Source organism: Rhizobium leguminosarum bv. viciae, assembly GCF_012276115.1.
GTDB lineage: Bacteria > Pseudomonadota > Alphaproteobacteria > Rhizobiales > Rhizobiaceae > Rhizobium > Rhizobium leguminosarum_T.
The window spans coordinates 671,420-686,303 of record NZ_WIEU01000001.1 but is presented as its reverse complement, the minus strand read 5'-3'; the positions used below and the strand labels follow the sequence as shown (position 1 = coordinate 686,303).

At 61.9% G+C, this 14,884-nt stretch carries 12 protein-coding genes; 5 read left to right on the top strand and 7 right to left on the bottom strand.

All coding sequences use genetic code 11. From position 1 onward, the window contains the following. Window positions 1-124: 124 nt before the first annotated feature. From GFM02_RS03185 to fba, 5 genes are all read left to right on the top strand, one after another. Window positions 125-1,639, top strand: coding sequence for a sugar ABC transporter ATP-binding protein (locus GFM02_RS03185; protein WP_168320767.1), 1,515 nt, complete (start codon window positions 125-127; stop codon window positions 1,637-1,639). Then, on the top strand, window positions 1,632-2,663 hold the full coding sequence (locus GFM02_RS03180) for an ABC transporter permease (RefSeq protein WP_168320766.1): 1,032 nt from the start codon (window positions 1,632-1,634) through the stop codon (window positions 2,661-2,663). The genes GFM02_RS03185 and GFM02_RS03180 overlap by 8 nt, the downstream gene beginning before the upstream one ends. After that, the gene (locus tag GFM02_RS03175; RefSeq protein WP_168320765.1) at window positions 2,660-3,646 is read left to right on the top strand and encodes an ABC transporter permease; all 987 of its coding nucleotides are present in this window, start codon (window positions 2,660-2,662) and stop codon (window positions 3,644-3,646) included. Before GFM02_RS03180 ends, GFM02_RS03175 begins: the two co-directional genes overlap by 4 nt. An 11-nt stretch (window positions 3,647-3,657) precedes the next feature. Further along, window positions 3,658-4,506 carry a sugar phosphate isomerase/epimerase family protein gene (locus GFM02_RS03170; RefSeq protein WP_168320764.1) on the top strand — a complete coding sequence of 283 codons (849 nt, stop codon included), beginning with the start codon at window positions 3,658-3,660 and terminating at the stop codon, window positions 4,504-4,506. Window positions 4,507-4,878: 372 nt separating this feature from the next. Continuing rightward, window positions 4,879-5,943: a class II fructose-bisphosphate aldolase gene (gene fba / locus GFM02_RS03165; protein WP_168320763.1), complete on the top strand. Its 1,065-nt coding sequence runs from the start codon at window positions 4,879-4,881 to the stop codon at window positions 5,941-5,943. Between the two features lie 7 nt (window positions 5,944-5,950). Here the strand turns inward: fba and GFM02_RS03160 are convergent, their stop codons facing one another. From GFM02_RS03160 to GFM02_RS03130, 7 genes are all read right to left on the bottom strand, one after another. Then, window positions 5,951-7,702 (bottom strand): glycerol-3-phosphate dehydrogenase/oxidase, encoded by a 1,752-nt coding sequence (locus GFM02_RS03160; protein ID WP_168320762.1) that lies wholly within the window; start codon window positions 7,700-7,702, stop codon window positions 5,951-5,953. A gap of 37 nt (window positions 7,703-7,739) precedes the next feature. Beyond that, the gene (locus GFM02_RS03155; RefSeq protein ID WP_168320761.1) at window positions 7,740-9,269 is read right to left on the bottom strand and encodes an FGGY-family carbohydrate kinase; all 1,530 of its coding nucleotides are present in this window, start codon (window positions 9,267-9,269) and stop codon (window positions 7,740-7,742) included. 37 nt (window positions 9,270-9,306) lie between these two features. After that, entirely contained in the window at window positions 9,307-10,149 is an 843-nt protein-coding gene (locus tag GFM02_RS03150; protein WP_062941572.1) for a DeoR/GlpR family DNA-binding transcription regulator, read from the bottom strand. A gap of 149 nt (window positions 10,150-10,298) precedes the next feature. After that, entirely contained in the window at window positions 10,299-11,246 is a 948-nt protein-coding gene (locus GFM02_RS03145; RefSeq protein ID WP_168320760.1) for a D-ribose ABC transporter substrate-binding protein, read from the bottom strand. A gap of 112 nt (window positions 11,247-11,358) precedes the next feature. Next, window positions 11,359-12,411 carry an ABC transporter permease gene (locus GFM02_RS03140; protein ID WP_003562489.1) on the bottom strand — a complete coding sequence of 351 codons (1,053 nt, stop codon included), beginning with the start codon at window positions 12,409-12,411 and terminating at the stop codon, window positions 11,359-11,361. Window positions 12,412-12,433: 22 nt separating this feature from the next. Then, the gene (locus GFM02_RS03135; protein ID WP_168320759.1) at window positions 12,434-13,978 is read right to left on the bottom strand and encodes a sugar ABC transporter ATP-binding protein; all 1,545 of its coding nucleotides are present in this window, start codon (window positions 13,976-13,978) and stop codon (window positions 12,434-12,436) included. After that, window positions 13,975-14,631: a DUF2291 family protein gene (locus GFM02_RS03130; RefSeq protein WP_168320758.1), complete on the bottom strand. Its 657-nt coding sequence runs from the start codon at window positions 14,629-14,631 to the stop codon at window positions 13,975-13,977. The genes GFM02_RS03135 and GFM02_RS03130 overlap by 4 nt, the downstream gene beginning before the upstream one ends. Window positions 14,632-14,884 lie beyond the last annotated feature (253 nt).

Genomic DNA, 14,884 nt, shown 5'->3' with positions numbered 1-14,884 from the left:
AGGCCCCCTCCCCGGGTGTCGGGCCGGTCGACATGGACCGGCCCGACGTTCGGGAAAAAGAGCGGTATCCGGCCATGGCTGGACCATAGACCTTTCATGGCATTCGACTGGACAGGCAACCGGCATGAGCATGGCAACGGATGATGGTGCGAAGGCCCAGCCGCTTCTTTCGCTTCGCGGCATCAACATGACATTCGGTGGTGTCAAGGCACTCAAAAACGTCTCCTTCGAAGTCTTGCCCGGCGAAGTGCACTGTCTGGCCGGCGAGAATGGATCCGGCAAGAGCACGTTGATCAAGGTGATCTCCGGCGTCTATCGGCCTGCAGACGGCGCCGAGATCGTCTTCGACGGTGAGACGATATCCCACATGACGCCTGCCATGGCCCAGTCCCGCGGCATTCAGATCATCTGGCAAGACCTCGCGCTCTTTCCGGAAATGAGCGTGGCTGAGAATATCGCCTTCCAAACCCTTTCCGGTTCGCGACCGCGCTTCGTCAATTATGCCGCGATCCGCGGAATAGCCGAGGACGCGCTCGCCCGGCTCGGCGTCACCCTCGATGTCGACAGACCCCTCAAGGACTTCGCCATCGCCCAGCGCCAGATCGTCGCCATTGCCCGCGCGCTGGTCGGAGAGGCCCGGATCGTCTTCATGGACGAGCCGACCGCCTCGCTCACCCAGTCGGAGACCGATCATCTGCTGGCGATCGTGCGCACGCTGTCGGCTTCGGGCGTTGCCGTGGTCTTCGTCAGCCATCGTCTTGCGGAAGTGCTGGACATCTCCTCGCGCATCACGGTGCTGCGCGATGGCGCGCTGGTCGGGGTCTATCCGGTGGAAGGCATGACCCAGTCTGACATCACCGAGCTGATGACCGGACGCACCTTCGACCAGAACGTTCGCGCCCGCGACGTATCGCAGAACCCCGTCCTGCTTTCCGTCAGCAAGCTGTCCAGGCCCGGCGAGTTCGAGGACATCTCCTTTGATCTGCGCCGTGGCGAGACGCTCGGGATCACCGGCCTGCTCGGCTCCGGGCGCACCGAACTTGCGCTGACGCTGTTCGGCATGCGCCGGCCCGCCGCCGGTACGATCGTGCTGGAGGGAAGAGCGGTGCGCTTTGCCTCCAACCGCGAGGCGATCACATCAGGCGTCGCCTATCTCTCCGAAGACCGCCTTTCGCTCGGTCTCAACCAGCCGCAATCGATAGCCGACAATCTGGTCATGGCCTCGCTCAACCGCATCCTGAGTGGCCGGCTCATTTCGCCGGAAAAGAAGAGCTCGCTGGTCTCGCGCTGGATCGCCGATCTCGGCGTCAGGATCGGCAGGCAGGACGACGCGATCTCGACGCTTTCGGGCGGCAACCAGCAGCGCGTCGCGATCGCCAAATGGCTCGCTACCGATCCAAAGGTGCTGATCCTCGATGCGCCCACGGTCGGCGTCGATGTGGGCGCGCGCGCCGGCATCTTCGAAATCGTCGCCCGCCTCGCCGAGGCGGGTCTTGCGATCATCCTCATCTCGGACGAGGTGCCGGAGGTCTATTTCAACGCCGATCGGATCATCCATATGGAAAAGGGCCGAATCGCCGGCTGGCATGATCCGCGCGCGACCACACTGAAGGACCTGGAGGCGGCGGTCTATGCGTAAGCTGTTCCTGGCCTATACGACGGAATTCGTGCTGTTTGCCGTCATCATCGCGATGAGCACTGTCCTGGCTTTTACGACCGACCGTTTCTTCACACTCGGCAATGCGTTCGACCTGCTCAATATCAGCGCGGTCAATATCATCTTTGCCGTCGGCCTGCTGGTGGTGCTGATATCAGGTGGGATCGACATCTCCTTCGCCGTCGCCGCCTCGATCGTTCAATATGTTACTGCACTTGCGCTCGAGCGGATCGGCGGCGGCGGCTGGGTGTCCGGTCTGCTGATCGCGGCCGGTATCGGCATGGTGCTCGGGATGATCAACGCCTTCCTGATCCACCGCTTCCGGATCATCTCGATCGTCGCGACGATCGCGACCTTCAACGTCTATTTCGGCCTGCTGATGTTCTTCACCAAGGGCGTGTCGATTTACAATCTGCCCGACTGGCTGACGAGCCGCGTCATCATCTACGAGCGCGAAATGGCCGATGGGAGCTGGGCTGAGATCACCTTGCCGGTTGTCGTTATGGCCGTCTGCACGCTCGCCACCTGGTTCTTCATTACCCGCACGACGACCGGCCGGCAGCTCTATGCCTTCGGCGACAATCCGGAAGGCGCGCGCCGCTTCGGCATTAATATCGGCGCCATGCAATTCATCGCCTTCGGCTGGCTTGGATTGATGGCTGGCATCGCCGGTCTCATGCAGGCGCATTATGCGCAGGAGGTCGTGCCGAACGCACTCTATGGCCGCGAGCTCGATGTCCTGGCCGCCGTGGTGCTCGGCGGCGCGCGGCTGGGCGGCGGCAAGGGCTCGGTGCTCGGTTGCGTGCTGGGCGTGCTGCTCGTCTCGATCACCCAGAACGGCCTCAACCTGATGGGCGTCTCGCCCTTCGCCTTCAAGATGATCGTCGGCGCGATCATCCTCGTTGCGATCACCTTGTCGAGCGCCCGCATCGGCAATCTGGTGCCGGTGTTTGCGACCCGCAAATCGACCGGCGACAGGCCTGCAGACAGGGGAGAGAGCCGATGAACACGCTCGCCGCCCGCTTCAACGCCATCTTCGGGGCAGACATGGCCGGTCCCCTCGCCGCACTGGCGGCCGTGCTGATCGTCTTCGGTGTCGCCTCGCCGCATTTTCTGACAGGCGCGACCTTCGGATCGGTCGCCTTTCAGCTTCCCGAGCTTGGCATCCTGACGCTTGCCATGCTGATGCCGATCCTCACCGGCGGCCTCAACCTTGCGATCACCTTCACCGCCAACACCGCCGGCCTGACGCTCGCCTGGACGCTGCAGGCCAATGGCGGCATCGATGCCGGCCCGAGCGCCTTCCTGCTCGGTTCGGCTCTGGCGCTCGCCGTCGGCGCGGTAAGCGGCCTGGTCATGGGCCTGGTCATCGCCTTTACCCGCGCCCATCCGATTCTCGTTTCGCTCTCGATGATGATCTTCCTGCGCGGCCTCGGCGAGTTCCTGACACGCGGCGGCGATATTTCCGGCTTCCCCGCCTTCATCGCTCCGATCGGGCATGGCAGCATCCTCGGCATCCCCGTCCCGTTGCTGATCCTGATCGCCTGTGTGATCGCCAGCCACATCCTGCTCTCGCGCTCCAAGCTCGGCTTTTCCACCTATATGATCGGCTCCAATATCGAGTCTGCCCGCTATTCCGGCATCAACACCCGCAAGGTCCTGGTGCTGGTCTACGTGCTCTCCGGCGTGATGGCGGCGGTTGCCGGCATCATCATGCTTGCCCGCTTCAATTCGGTGCGCGTCGGCCACGGCGAATCCTATCTACTGATCACCGTGCTCGCCTGCTTCCTCGGCGGCATCAATCCCTTCGGCGGCTTCGGCCGCGTCCTGCCCGTCTTCGTGGCGCTCATCGTGCTGCAGCTTCTCTCTTCGGGGCTCAACCTGCTCGGCGCCAACCAGCATCTCACCACTGCCGTCTGGGGCATCCTGCTCATCGTCGTGATGGTGCTGCGGTGGCTCTCGGCCAAGATCATCAGAATTGTGAAATAGGAGATATGACCATGGAAGGTTTCGGCGTTCACACCAGCATGTGGACCATGAACTGGGACCGCGCAGGCGCCGAGAAGGCGATTGCCGGAGCCGTGCACTACAAGATGGACTTCATCGAGATCGCGCTGCTCAATGCGCCGGCCGTCGATGCCAAACACACCCGCGACCTGCTTGAAAAGCACAAGCTGCGCGCCGTCTGCTCGCTCGGCCTGCCGGAACATGCCTGGGCATCCGTTCGCCCGGATGCGGCGATCGAACACCTGAAGGTCGCGATCGAAAAGACCGCGGAAATGAACGCGGAAGCTCTGTCCGGCGTCATCTTCGGCGGCATCGGCGAACGCACCGGCCTGCCGCCGACGCAAGGCGAATACGACAACATCGCCAAGGTGCTCGACGCGGCGGCAAAACACGCTAGGAAGTACGGCATCCAGCTCGGCGTCGAGGCCGTGAACCGCTATGAGAACCACCTGATCAATTCGGCACAGCAGGCCGTCGACATGGTGGAGCGAGTCGGCGCCGACAACATCTTCGTCCACCTCGACACCTACCACATGAATATCGAGGAGAAGGGTGCGGCAAACGGCATCCTGATCGCCCGCGATCACCTAAGGTACATCCATCTTTCCGAAAGCGACCGCGGCACGCCGGGCTACGGCAATATTCCTTGGGATGCGATCTATGCCGCGCTCGCCGCAATCGGCTTCAAGGGCGGACTCGCGATGGAAAGCTTCATCAACATGCCGGTTGAGGTGGCCTATGGCCTGGCCGTCTGGCGCCCCGTTGCACGCGATATGGAAGAGGTCATGGGCAAAGGCCTGCCGTTCCTGCGCAATAAGGCGGAACAATACGGTCTGATCTGACCCGGTTTCCGGATGTTGCCCATTCGGCTGCATCAACCTTAAATCGAGGCTGATGTCGCCTCTGCCATTGGCCAGAAGCCACAACCGCGCGGCCACATGGGTGCCTAGCTCAAGAGATCTCGCCATCGCCGGCAAGGACCGTGACGGCGGCCCGTCTCTTTAGCGCATGCCTGAATTTCATTCGGCTGGGGCAGGCGAAATGTCTCTCGAGAAATATCATGCCCGTTGTGATATTGTTATTGCTGCTTGTTACATTCCTCCTCCTATGCCATTTTGCCTATTAAAATAAGACGCTTGAACGGCTCACGCCTGGGCTCTAGTTTCGCAGAGATGGCGGCGTTTCGATCGACCATCGACATGGGGGAATCTTGGATGGCACGCATTACGCTGAGGCAACTGCTCGACCATGCTGCGGAGGAAGGCTACGGCGTTCCCGCTTTCAACATCAACAATATGGAGCAGGCGCTCGCCATCATGGAAGCCGCCGACGCGTGTCATGCGCCGGTTATCATGCAGGCGTCGCGCGGAGCCCGCGCCTATGCCCATGACATCATGTTGAAGCACATGATGGATGCCGTCGTCGAAATCTATCCGCATATTCCGGTCTGCGTGCATCTCGATCACGGCAACGATCCCTCCAATTGCATGACGGCGATCCAGGCGGGCTTCACCTCGGTGATGATGGATGGTTCGCTGAAGGCGGACGCCAAGACGCCCGCCGATTGGGCCTATAATGTCGGCGTCACCAAGATGGTGGCCGATATGGCGCATTTCGGCGGCATCTCGGTGGAAGGCGAACTCGGCGTTCTCGGTTCCCTGGAGACCGGCATGGGCGAGGCCGAGGACGGCCACGGCGCCGAGGGCAAGCTTTCGCACGACCAGCTGCTGACCGACCCGGACGAAGCCGTGAAGTTCGTGCGCGAAACCAAGGTCGATGCGCTCGCTATAGCGATGGGCACATCGCATGGCGCTTACAAGTTCACCCGCAAGCCGGACGGTTCGGTGCTGGCGATGAACGTCATCGAAGAAATTCACCGCAAGCTCCCGAACACGCATCTCGTCATGCATGGCTCGTCCTCGGTCCCGATCGAGCTGCAGGAGATCATCAACAAATATGGCGGTCAGATGAAGCCGACATGGGGAGTGCCGGTCGAGGAAATTCAGCGCGGCATCAAGAACGGCGTGCGCAAGGTCAACATCGATACCGATGGCAGAATGGCGATGACCGGTCAGATCCGCCGCGTGCTGCAGGAGGACCCGAGCGAGTTCGACCCGCGCAAATATCTGAAGCCGGCAATGACGGCGCTGACCAAGCTCTGCAAGGAGCGCTTCGAACAGTTCGGCACGGCCGGTATGGCGGGCCGCATCACGCCCCTTCCCGTTGCGGAAATGGCGAAGCGTTACAAGTCCGGTTCACTCGATCCGGCTTTCTCCTGAAATTGGGCTAGCCCGAGGCCGGGCGGGGTGCCTTTTCCGGCTCGGCGGCGACAGGTCCGCCCGTCAGTGCTTGGCCGTGGAAGCGGCTCAGCTGGCTAACAACATCCTCGATTTCGCTTGCCGTTCGTTCGGCATTCCAATCGAGCGCCGCCCCGACAACGCCGGCGATTTCCCGCAGGCCTGCGAGCGTCAACCGGCCCTCGATCGCAAGCGTCGTGCGGCGCATCATGATGTCCGACAGGTGGACGGCGAGTTCGTTCCGGGCGATCCAGTCGATCTCCCGGAAACTGTAACGCGGCGCACCGGTCAGGCGCTGTTCGTCGGAATAGCTTGAAGGGGAGGAAAGCAGGGCCACAGCCGTCGTGCCGTAGCGGCCGAGCAGTTCGTCGGCTCGCTCGGCAGCAACGCCGCTGCGTGACGCCATATCCCTGATCCAGGCGTGACGCTGCTCAGCATCAGCCGGAAAGGCCTTGCCGCCGCCGATCGCGAGATAGCGCGTCGACTGGCTGCGGCGGCGCTGCAGCCGGGAGAGAATGGTGTCGGCGACCTCTTCCGCAAAGCCGCGGAATGTCGTCCACTTGCCTCCCACCAGCGAAATGATCGGAAAAGGTCTGCCGTCCTCTGGCTCCTTCACCGGCGCGGAGTGATCGCGGCTGATCAGCCCCGGTACGGTCGCATCCGATGCCGGCAGCGGGCGGATGCCGCTATAGCTGTAAACGATCTGGTTGCGGTCGAAGCGCAGCGTCGGCAGCAGCGAGCGGAGGCTTTCGAGGAAATACTCCGTTTCGGGCTCTTCGCAGGAGACGTTGTCCGGATCATCCGCGGGAATGTCGGTCGAGCCGACCAGCGCCAGCCCGAGATAGTCGTAGACCAGGCAGATGCGGCCGTCGTCGGCCTCGAAATAGATCATGTGGCCGTTGAGGCTTCGCACCAATTCGGGATGGTCAAGGAGGATATGGGAACCCTTCGTGCCGCCGATCAGGTGCGATGGAGCGCCGAGCAAAGTGTTGACGTGATCGATCCAAGGACCTGCGGCATTGACGACCAGCTTGGGAGCGACGGTGAGCTCGCGACCATCGGGCTGACGGAAGGTCAAACGCCCTTGTGAAACAGCAGCCAGCGTCGTGAAATTTGCCGCGAGGCTCCTCGCATTCGCATCGAGACCATCACGCACGAGTTCATAGACGAGCCGCTCCGGCCTGCTGATCTTGGCATCGTAATAGATGCCGCCGGCGACGATGGCGGGGGTAATATGCGGCATCTCCCTGCGCGCCTGTTTCTTCAGGATCAGCCGGTGGCGCGGCATGACTTGGTCGCGCGAACCGAAGAAGTCGTAGAGCCGAAGCCCGATCTTGATGAGAACCGCGCCACGGCTGCGTGGCGCCGTCTTCGAGCCAAAGAGCGTCCGGATCGCTGCCCAGATGCCGCGCGTCCAGGAAAAGACCGGAATGAAAGTCGGCAGCGGCTCGACGCAATGCGGCGCGTTCTTGAGCAGGAGGTTGCGCTCAAGCGTCGACTGCGCAACCAGTCCGAACTCACCCGTTTCCAGATATTTCAGGCCGCCGTGAATGAGCCGCGATGGTGCGGCGCTCGTGCCGGAGCCAAAGTCGGCCTTGTCGACGATCAGGCAATTGACACCCTGTAGCGAGAGGTCGCGGAACAGGCCGGCACCGTTGATGCCCGCCCCGATGATCAAAACGTCGATATCGTTCTCGCCGAGGTTCGAGAAGCGCTGCTGCAAATCGGGGGTCATGCTCATCGTCCTAAATCGCCCGCCGCAGCAAGCATTTGTCTTTTCAGTTTGCCGATTGCCCCGGCGCAAGCGCGGCAATCCTAGGCCAAAGGGGGATCATCGCGTCGGCAATATCGCGGAACACCTGGTAACGCTTTTCATAATCCGCGCTGCGCACTGCATCGGGCCGGCAAGTTTTCGCGATGGAAGCCGTGTCGCGCGGATCGCTCTGCGGATCGGCAAAGATACCGGCGCCCGAGCCGGCACAAAGCGCAGCGCCCCAGGCGGCCGCCTCATCCGTCTCGGTGACAGTGACCGGCATGCCAAGCACATCGGCAAACATCTGCACGACGGCAGGATTGCGCGAGACGCCCCCGGCGAGCCGCACCTGATCGAAGGCAAAGCCGTCGCGAAGCGCGTCGACATGGATGCGATGATTGAAGGCGATGCCTTCAAGCACGGCGCGCAGCATGTCGCCGCGGTCGTGCCATCCACCGAGCCCGAAGAAGCCGGCGCTCGCCGCCGCGCCATAAGGCGAGCCGAACAGATAGGGATGGAAGAGCGCCGTCGAAGGGCGTTCGAAGGCGGCGTCGATCTCGGGCGCCAGCAGGGCGTGGATCGAGTTGCCTTGCACCTCGCCATTCGTTCGCTCGGCAGCGCAGAGCGTGTCCAGAAACCAGTCGTAATTGGCTGTCGATGCCGGGGAGATCGACATGCTGTTCCAGATGCCGGGCGCAATCCCGTTGCGGCAGAACCAGCGTCGGTCGACACGCGGTTCCGACGAAAGCGTCTCGTTGATCGAATAGGTCCCGGCAATGACCGCGACAACGCCCTTGGCATAGCCCCCTGCCCCGAGCGCCGAGGCCGTGACGTCGTGCAGACCGGCAACGACAGGCGTCCCTTCGGCAAGGCCCGTCAGCTGCGCGGCTTCACGGGTCACGCGCCCGACGATCTGGTCGGAGCGCGAGGCTGGCGGCAGGGCGTGGACGAGATCCTGCAACCCAAATAGCTGCAGGGCATCCTCACTGTAGTTCTGCGTTTTGACATTGGTGAAGGAGGTGCTGGCTTCGGTGCGGTCCGTACCGATGATCCCGGTCAGGCAGAACCGCAGCCAGTCCTTGCAGCTGCAGAAATGGCCGATGCGCTTGTAGCGCTCAGGCTCCATTTCGCGGATCCAGGCAAGCAATGCCGATGGCGCGGAGACGTGCGGGATCTGCCCCGTCAGTTCGATTGCCAGGTCGGCGACATCGCTCTGCGTCCACCGGTCGACGATTGCCCCTGCCCGGCTGTCCAGCGAGAGAATGGCCCGGCCGAGCGGCTTCCGGGCGTGATCGAGCAGGTAGATGCCGTCTCCATGTGCGGTAGCGGCAATGCCCTCTATGTCGCTTGCCGGTCGCCCGCTGAGCGAAATCGCCTCGCCGATGGCATCGGCCGTCGCGTTCCACAATTCATCCATGTCGCGCTCGATATGACGGGCCTTCGGAATGAACTGCGTGACGCGGCGCCGGGCGGCTGCAAGCGGCGTGCCGTCGATATCGAAGATGACCGCCTTGGTGACTGTCAAACCACTATCGATCCCAAGCAGTGTCGGCATTCAGGTTTACCTCATGAGGAGCAACAGGCCCGCGCCGTCAGGAGCGCCCTCCGGCGCCCTTGGCGATGACCACGTTGATATCTCTGGACCGCATGCGGTCGATGTGCACCGGCTGGGTCTTGTCGTCGACGATAACGACGTCGAACTCATCCAGTGCTGCGAAACTGTGGAGCGCACGCCGTTCGAACTTGGTATGATCGGCAAGCAGGATGCGTTTTACGGAACAATCGAACATGGCGCGCTTGGTATCGACTGTTTCAGGAGACTGGTGCAGCACCGTGCCATCGCTGATCGCCGACATCGAGATGAACGCGACATCGGCCCGGAGAGCCTTGATCTCGTTGATGGTCATGCGACCCATGAAGGCATTGCACCAATTGTAATATTGGCCGCCGAGGGCGAGCAGCGTCACGTCGTGCAGGCCCGTCAGCGCATTCATCAGGGTCAGGGAATTGGTGATTGCCGTGACCGGCGCCTTCGAAGGCAGATGTGCCGCCATTTGAAGAACCGTGGTCGAGTCGTCGAAAAAAATCGCCTGCCCCGGTTCGACGAATTGCATTGCCGCCTCGGCGATTAGCTTCTTTTCGGCCGACTGGCGGTTCGAGCGGTAGACGTCGCTGGATTCGATGAGATTGGTCGCCGCCGCCGTGACGATGCCGCGCGTCTTCCTGAAGAGGCCGCGGCTGACGAGTTCATCGACGTCGCGATGAGCCGTCATCAGGCTGATCCCAAAGCGGTCGGTCAGGTCTTCAATCCGCATCGAGCCTTCACCCATCACGGCCTCTGCAATCATGCGGCGGCGCGCGATCTGGCGCGTCTGCCGGCTGTCGCTGGTGAGCTGGTCCAACAGATCGTCGTCCCGACTGGTCTTCTGTGTCACGGGTCACCCCTGTCGCTGAATTATGGATCCCAGCTTCGTACAGTGATTGCCGCGCCAAGGCAAAAAGGCGAAGCGCAACCGGCGGTTGGATCGTCGGCCATCGCTTCCAGCATGAAAATGAGGGCGCTCTTGCGAGCGCCCTCTTCCGTTTACTGGGCCAGAACGAACGGGCCAGTGTACTTGTCGATGTTGTCCTTGGTGATCAACAGGCAATCGAAGAGCTGCTTCTCGCTCTTGGCGCCGGTGTTACCTGTCTTGATCAGATTGTCGGCCTGCTTGACGGCTTCTTCGGAGAAGACGGCAACCGGTTGGAGGACGGTGTATTGGAGTTCGCCCGCCTTGATGGCAGCAACGGCATCCGGCGAACCGTCGAAGCCGCCGACCTTTACATTGGCGAGTTTGCCGGCTTCCTTGAGCGCGGCGATCGCACCGAGCGCCATTTCGTCATTGCCCGAGATGACGCCGACGATATCCGGGTTGGCCTGCAGCATGGACTGCATCTTGTTGTGGCCCTGGGTGCGGTCCCAGTTGGCAACTTCCTTGGCGGCCTTCTTCAGATCCGGATACTGCGAGAGGACAGTCTCGTAGCCGTTCGACCGCGTTGCCGCGTTGTTGTCGGACGGAGCGCCGAAGAGCTCGGCATAGCTGCCCTTGTCGCCGATCGCTTCGACCCATTGCTGTGCGCCGAGGGCGGCACCCTGTGCGTTATTGGAAACAAGCTGCGCCTTCGCCAGGCCTTCCTGGTTGATTTCGGCGTTGACGAGGATGACCGGGATGCCGGCAGCAACGGCCTTCTTCACCGCACCGACGGAACCGTCGGCGTTTGCCGGGTCGAGGATGATCGCCACCGACTTGTTGGTGATCGCGGTATCGATCAGGTTGCTTTCGGTGTTGGTGTCACCCTTGTGGGCGTTGACCGAGGCGGTGTAGCCCAGCTTTTCGGCAGTAGCCTTGGCGACATTGCCTTCCGTCAACCAATAGGGATTCGACGGATCGTTGACGATGATCGTCATCATGCCCGCTGCCCAAGCCGAACTTGCCAGAAGCGGTGCTACGGCCGCGGCGGCCAGAAGTATGCGCATGCCTTTCTTAAACATAGTCTCTCTCCCATTCGTGAGCTCAGTTATTGCCGGTGATCCGGCGTTGCTTTCCCCAATCGGCGTTCCTGGACTCCAGCCTGCCGTCGTGGATAAGTTTCGGTCTCAGCCGTCAGGACGATTTGACCCGGCGGCCGTATTGGATGCTGTTCATGAGGACGGCGAGAACGATCACAGCGCCGGTGAACACGGTCTGCCAGTAGGCCGAGACGCCGATGATCACGAGGCCGTCCGAAAGGAAGCCGATGACGAAGGCGCCGAGCATGGTGCCGCGAACCGTACCGCGGCCGCCGGTCAGCGCCGCCCCGCCGATGACCACGGCTGCGATCGCCGTCAGCTCATAGGTTGTGCCTGCCGTCGGGCCGGCGGAGGTCAGCTGCGAGGAGAGGACCAGGCCGGCAATCGCAGCACAGACGCCCGAAAGCACATAGACGATGATCTTCACGCGCTTGACCGGGACGCCGGAGAGGTCGGCGGCCCGCTCGTTACCGCCTGAGGCATAGAGCCAGCGGCCGAAGGCGGTGCGGCTCAGCACGATGCCGCAAATGATGGCGAGAACCGCAAGCACGATGACACCGATCGGAATGCCTGCGAGCCGGTTGAAGCCGAGCCAGTCGAAACCGGTATTGCCGAGTTCCGGACGGCCACCGAGATTGTTGTAGGTCAGGCCGTTGGTCATCAAGAGCGCGATACCGCGGGCGACGTAGAGCACGCCGAGCGAGGCGACGAAGGCCGGCACCTTGAGATAGGCGATCAGCACGCCGTTGACCGCACCGACCAGCGCACCGAGCGCACATGTGATGACGACGACGGCCCAGACCGGCGGATAGAGGATGACGCCGAAATAGGTGAGCGTGACGCCGTGCATCAGGAAACCGGCGATGCAGCCTGCAAGCCCCAGTGTCGAGCCGACCGACAGATCGATACCGCCATTGAGGATAACGAGCAGCATGCCGATCGCCAGAATGCCGAAGATCGCGACGTGCGACGCCATGATCAGGAAGTTGTTCAGCGTGAAGTAATAGGGTGACAGGAACGAGAAGACCGCAATGATGACGATCAGCGCGAAGAAGGCCCGGCCCTCCAGGATGAGACGCACGATATTGGTATTGCGCTTCGGCCCGCTGGAAACTGATTTCTTTTCGGTGACGTTCGTGACTGACATAATCAGTGCTCCATAATCCAGGCTAGTGCGCGATCACGGCTTCGCCGGAGGCGGCCATGATCTTTTCCTTGGTGACATCCGAGCCGAACTCGGCCGATATCCTGCCGCGGTGCATGACGATGATGCGGTGTGCGATACTCAGGCATTCATTGACTTCGGACGTCGAATAGATGACCGCCAATCCCTGCTTGGCGCGCTCCGCGAGCAATTTGAAAACTTCCGCCTTGGCGCCGATGTCGATGCCGCGGCTTGGCTCATCAAGCAGGATGACCTTTGGCTGGGTTGCCAGCATCTTGCCGATGACGACCTTCTGCTGGTTGCCGCCGGAGAGCGAGCCGATCGACGCAGCACCGCCATCGGTTTTCACATGCACCCGCCGGATCGCGTCATTGACGAGATCGCGCTCCCGATGGCCGGAGGTGAAAAGCCCTTTGGTGAAGGCGCGGATACTCGCAAGCGACAGATTGGAGCCGACCGTCATCGTCTGGACGAGGCCGTCGCGCTGGCGATCTTCGGGCACGAGCACGAGACCGCTGGCAATGCGCCCGGCGATGCTGAGCCCGCTGACGTCTTGTCCTTCGAGCAGAACCTGTCCGCCACTTGCGCGCAGACGTCCGGCAATGCACTCGAGCAGTTCCGTGCGCCCCGCGCCCATCAGCCCGTAGATGCAGACGATTTCGCCGGCACGCACCTTGAGCGACAGACGATCGACTGCATTATAGGCAGCGCCGGAGGGGCCGGGGACACTGAGGTTTTCGATGGAAAGCGAGAGGTTTCCGAACGGGTGACCTTGCGGCGGGCTGCCAAGGTCGAAATTCTCGCCGACCATGTTGCGGACGATCCATTCGAGATCGATGTCCTTGCGCTCGGCATAGGCCGTCATGTTTCCGTCGCGCAGAACGACGGCGTGATGGGTGATCTGCAGCGCCTCTTCCAGATGATGCGAGATGTAGACGATCGACACGCCACGGCTCGTCAGGTCGTGGATGACCTTGAAGAGCACTTCCACCTCCGTCGCGCTCAGCGCCGAGGTCGGCTCGTCCATGATCAGGATGCGCGAATTGACGGAGAGTGCCCGGGCAATTTCGACAATCTGCTGCTGGCCGAGGCGAAGATCCTCGACCCGCGTCAGCGGATCGATGTCTTCCTCGAGCTCTTCCATCAGCGCCCGGGTCTGACGCTCCTCTTCAGCGAAATCGACGACACCGCCCTTGATGATCTCGCGGCCCATGAAAATATTGTCGCGCACACTGAGATTGGGGGCCAGGCTGAGCTCCTGATGGATGATGGAGATCCCGCACTCGCGCGCATGGGTCGACGAGGTAAAGCTGATCGGCGAGCCGTCGAGAATGATCTCGCCGGAGCTTGCCTGCGCCACACCCGAAAGGATTTTCATCAAGGTCGACTTGCCTGCGCCGTTCTCCCCGAACAGGGTTGTGACCTGGCCGCGATGGATGTCGAAGTTCACTCCCTTGAGGGCGTGAACGCTGCCGTAGGACTTTGCGATGTTGCGGGCTGCGAGGACGACCTCGCCTTTCGCCCCGTTGCTGCGTTGCGGCTGGCTCATTTGAGCTCGACCTTCACCGGCGTGACCAGCCAGTTCTTCGGGTTGATGAGCTTGAAGACGCCGACGACGGTCGCCTGCTTTCCATCCAGGGCATCAGCATCCAGGCCCGCGAAAACCGCCTTCTTCATCTCGTTATTGATGGCCGAGCCGGCATCCTGATACTGGATCTGGTTGGTAAACTGGCCGAATTCGATGCTGCCGGTTGCATCGCGGAGGTCCGTGCCGTTGACCGCAGGGCCGGTCTGGACACGGACCACCGTCTCGGGAGGCAATCCATCGATCTTCATTTCGTTGGTGTTCGACTTGCGAGCGCCGAAAACGCCGGTCAGCGTGACGGGGATGACCGGTCCGGTGCTCGTCGCGGTATCATATTTCTCGGCCGCCGCCTTCTTGTCGGCGGCAATGGCGGCCGCGAGATCGGCGGCCGCAACGGCCCGCTCCTCGACATTCGCCTTGATCTTCGGGAACTGGTCGGCGCCGAAGGTTTCCGGAGAGAATGCCTGCTGGCGGACATCGTTTTCGGAGCCGATCCTGACGACCGTCGTATCGAACGCGATCGCTGCAACGATGATGGCCGCCAACGCCGCGCTGACAAGGAGCCCGCGATTGCTGCTGCTCGGCTTTGATGCTGGATGATCGGGCGAGGTACTCATGTCCGTTCGGCCTTTGGGCTTGGAATAGCGAGGTGGAGAGGGCTAGCGCGATGATGACCGCAGACGGGCTGAAGCATTGCGTCGCACCGGAACGGAAGCCGGCGGGCCGCCCGCAAGAGCGCAACTCTGGACGAAAATTCGCATTGAAAGCCTCCTCAACAAGACCAGCGGCTGTCTCCTCCAACCGCTTAGGCCTGCAAATTCTCCATCAGGAAGCGCACTTCCGTGATAGAAGTATGTTAGTTATGCCGTA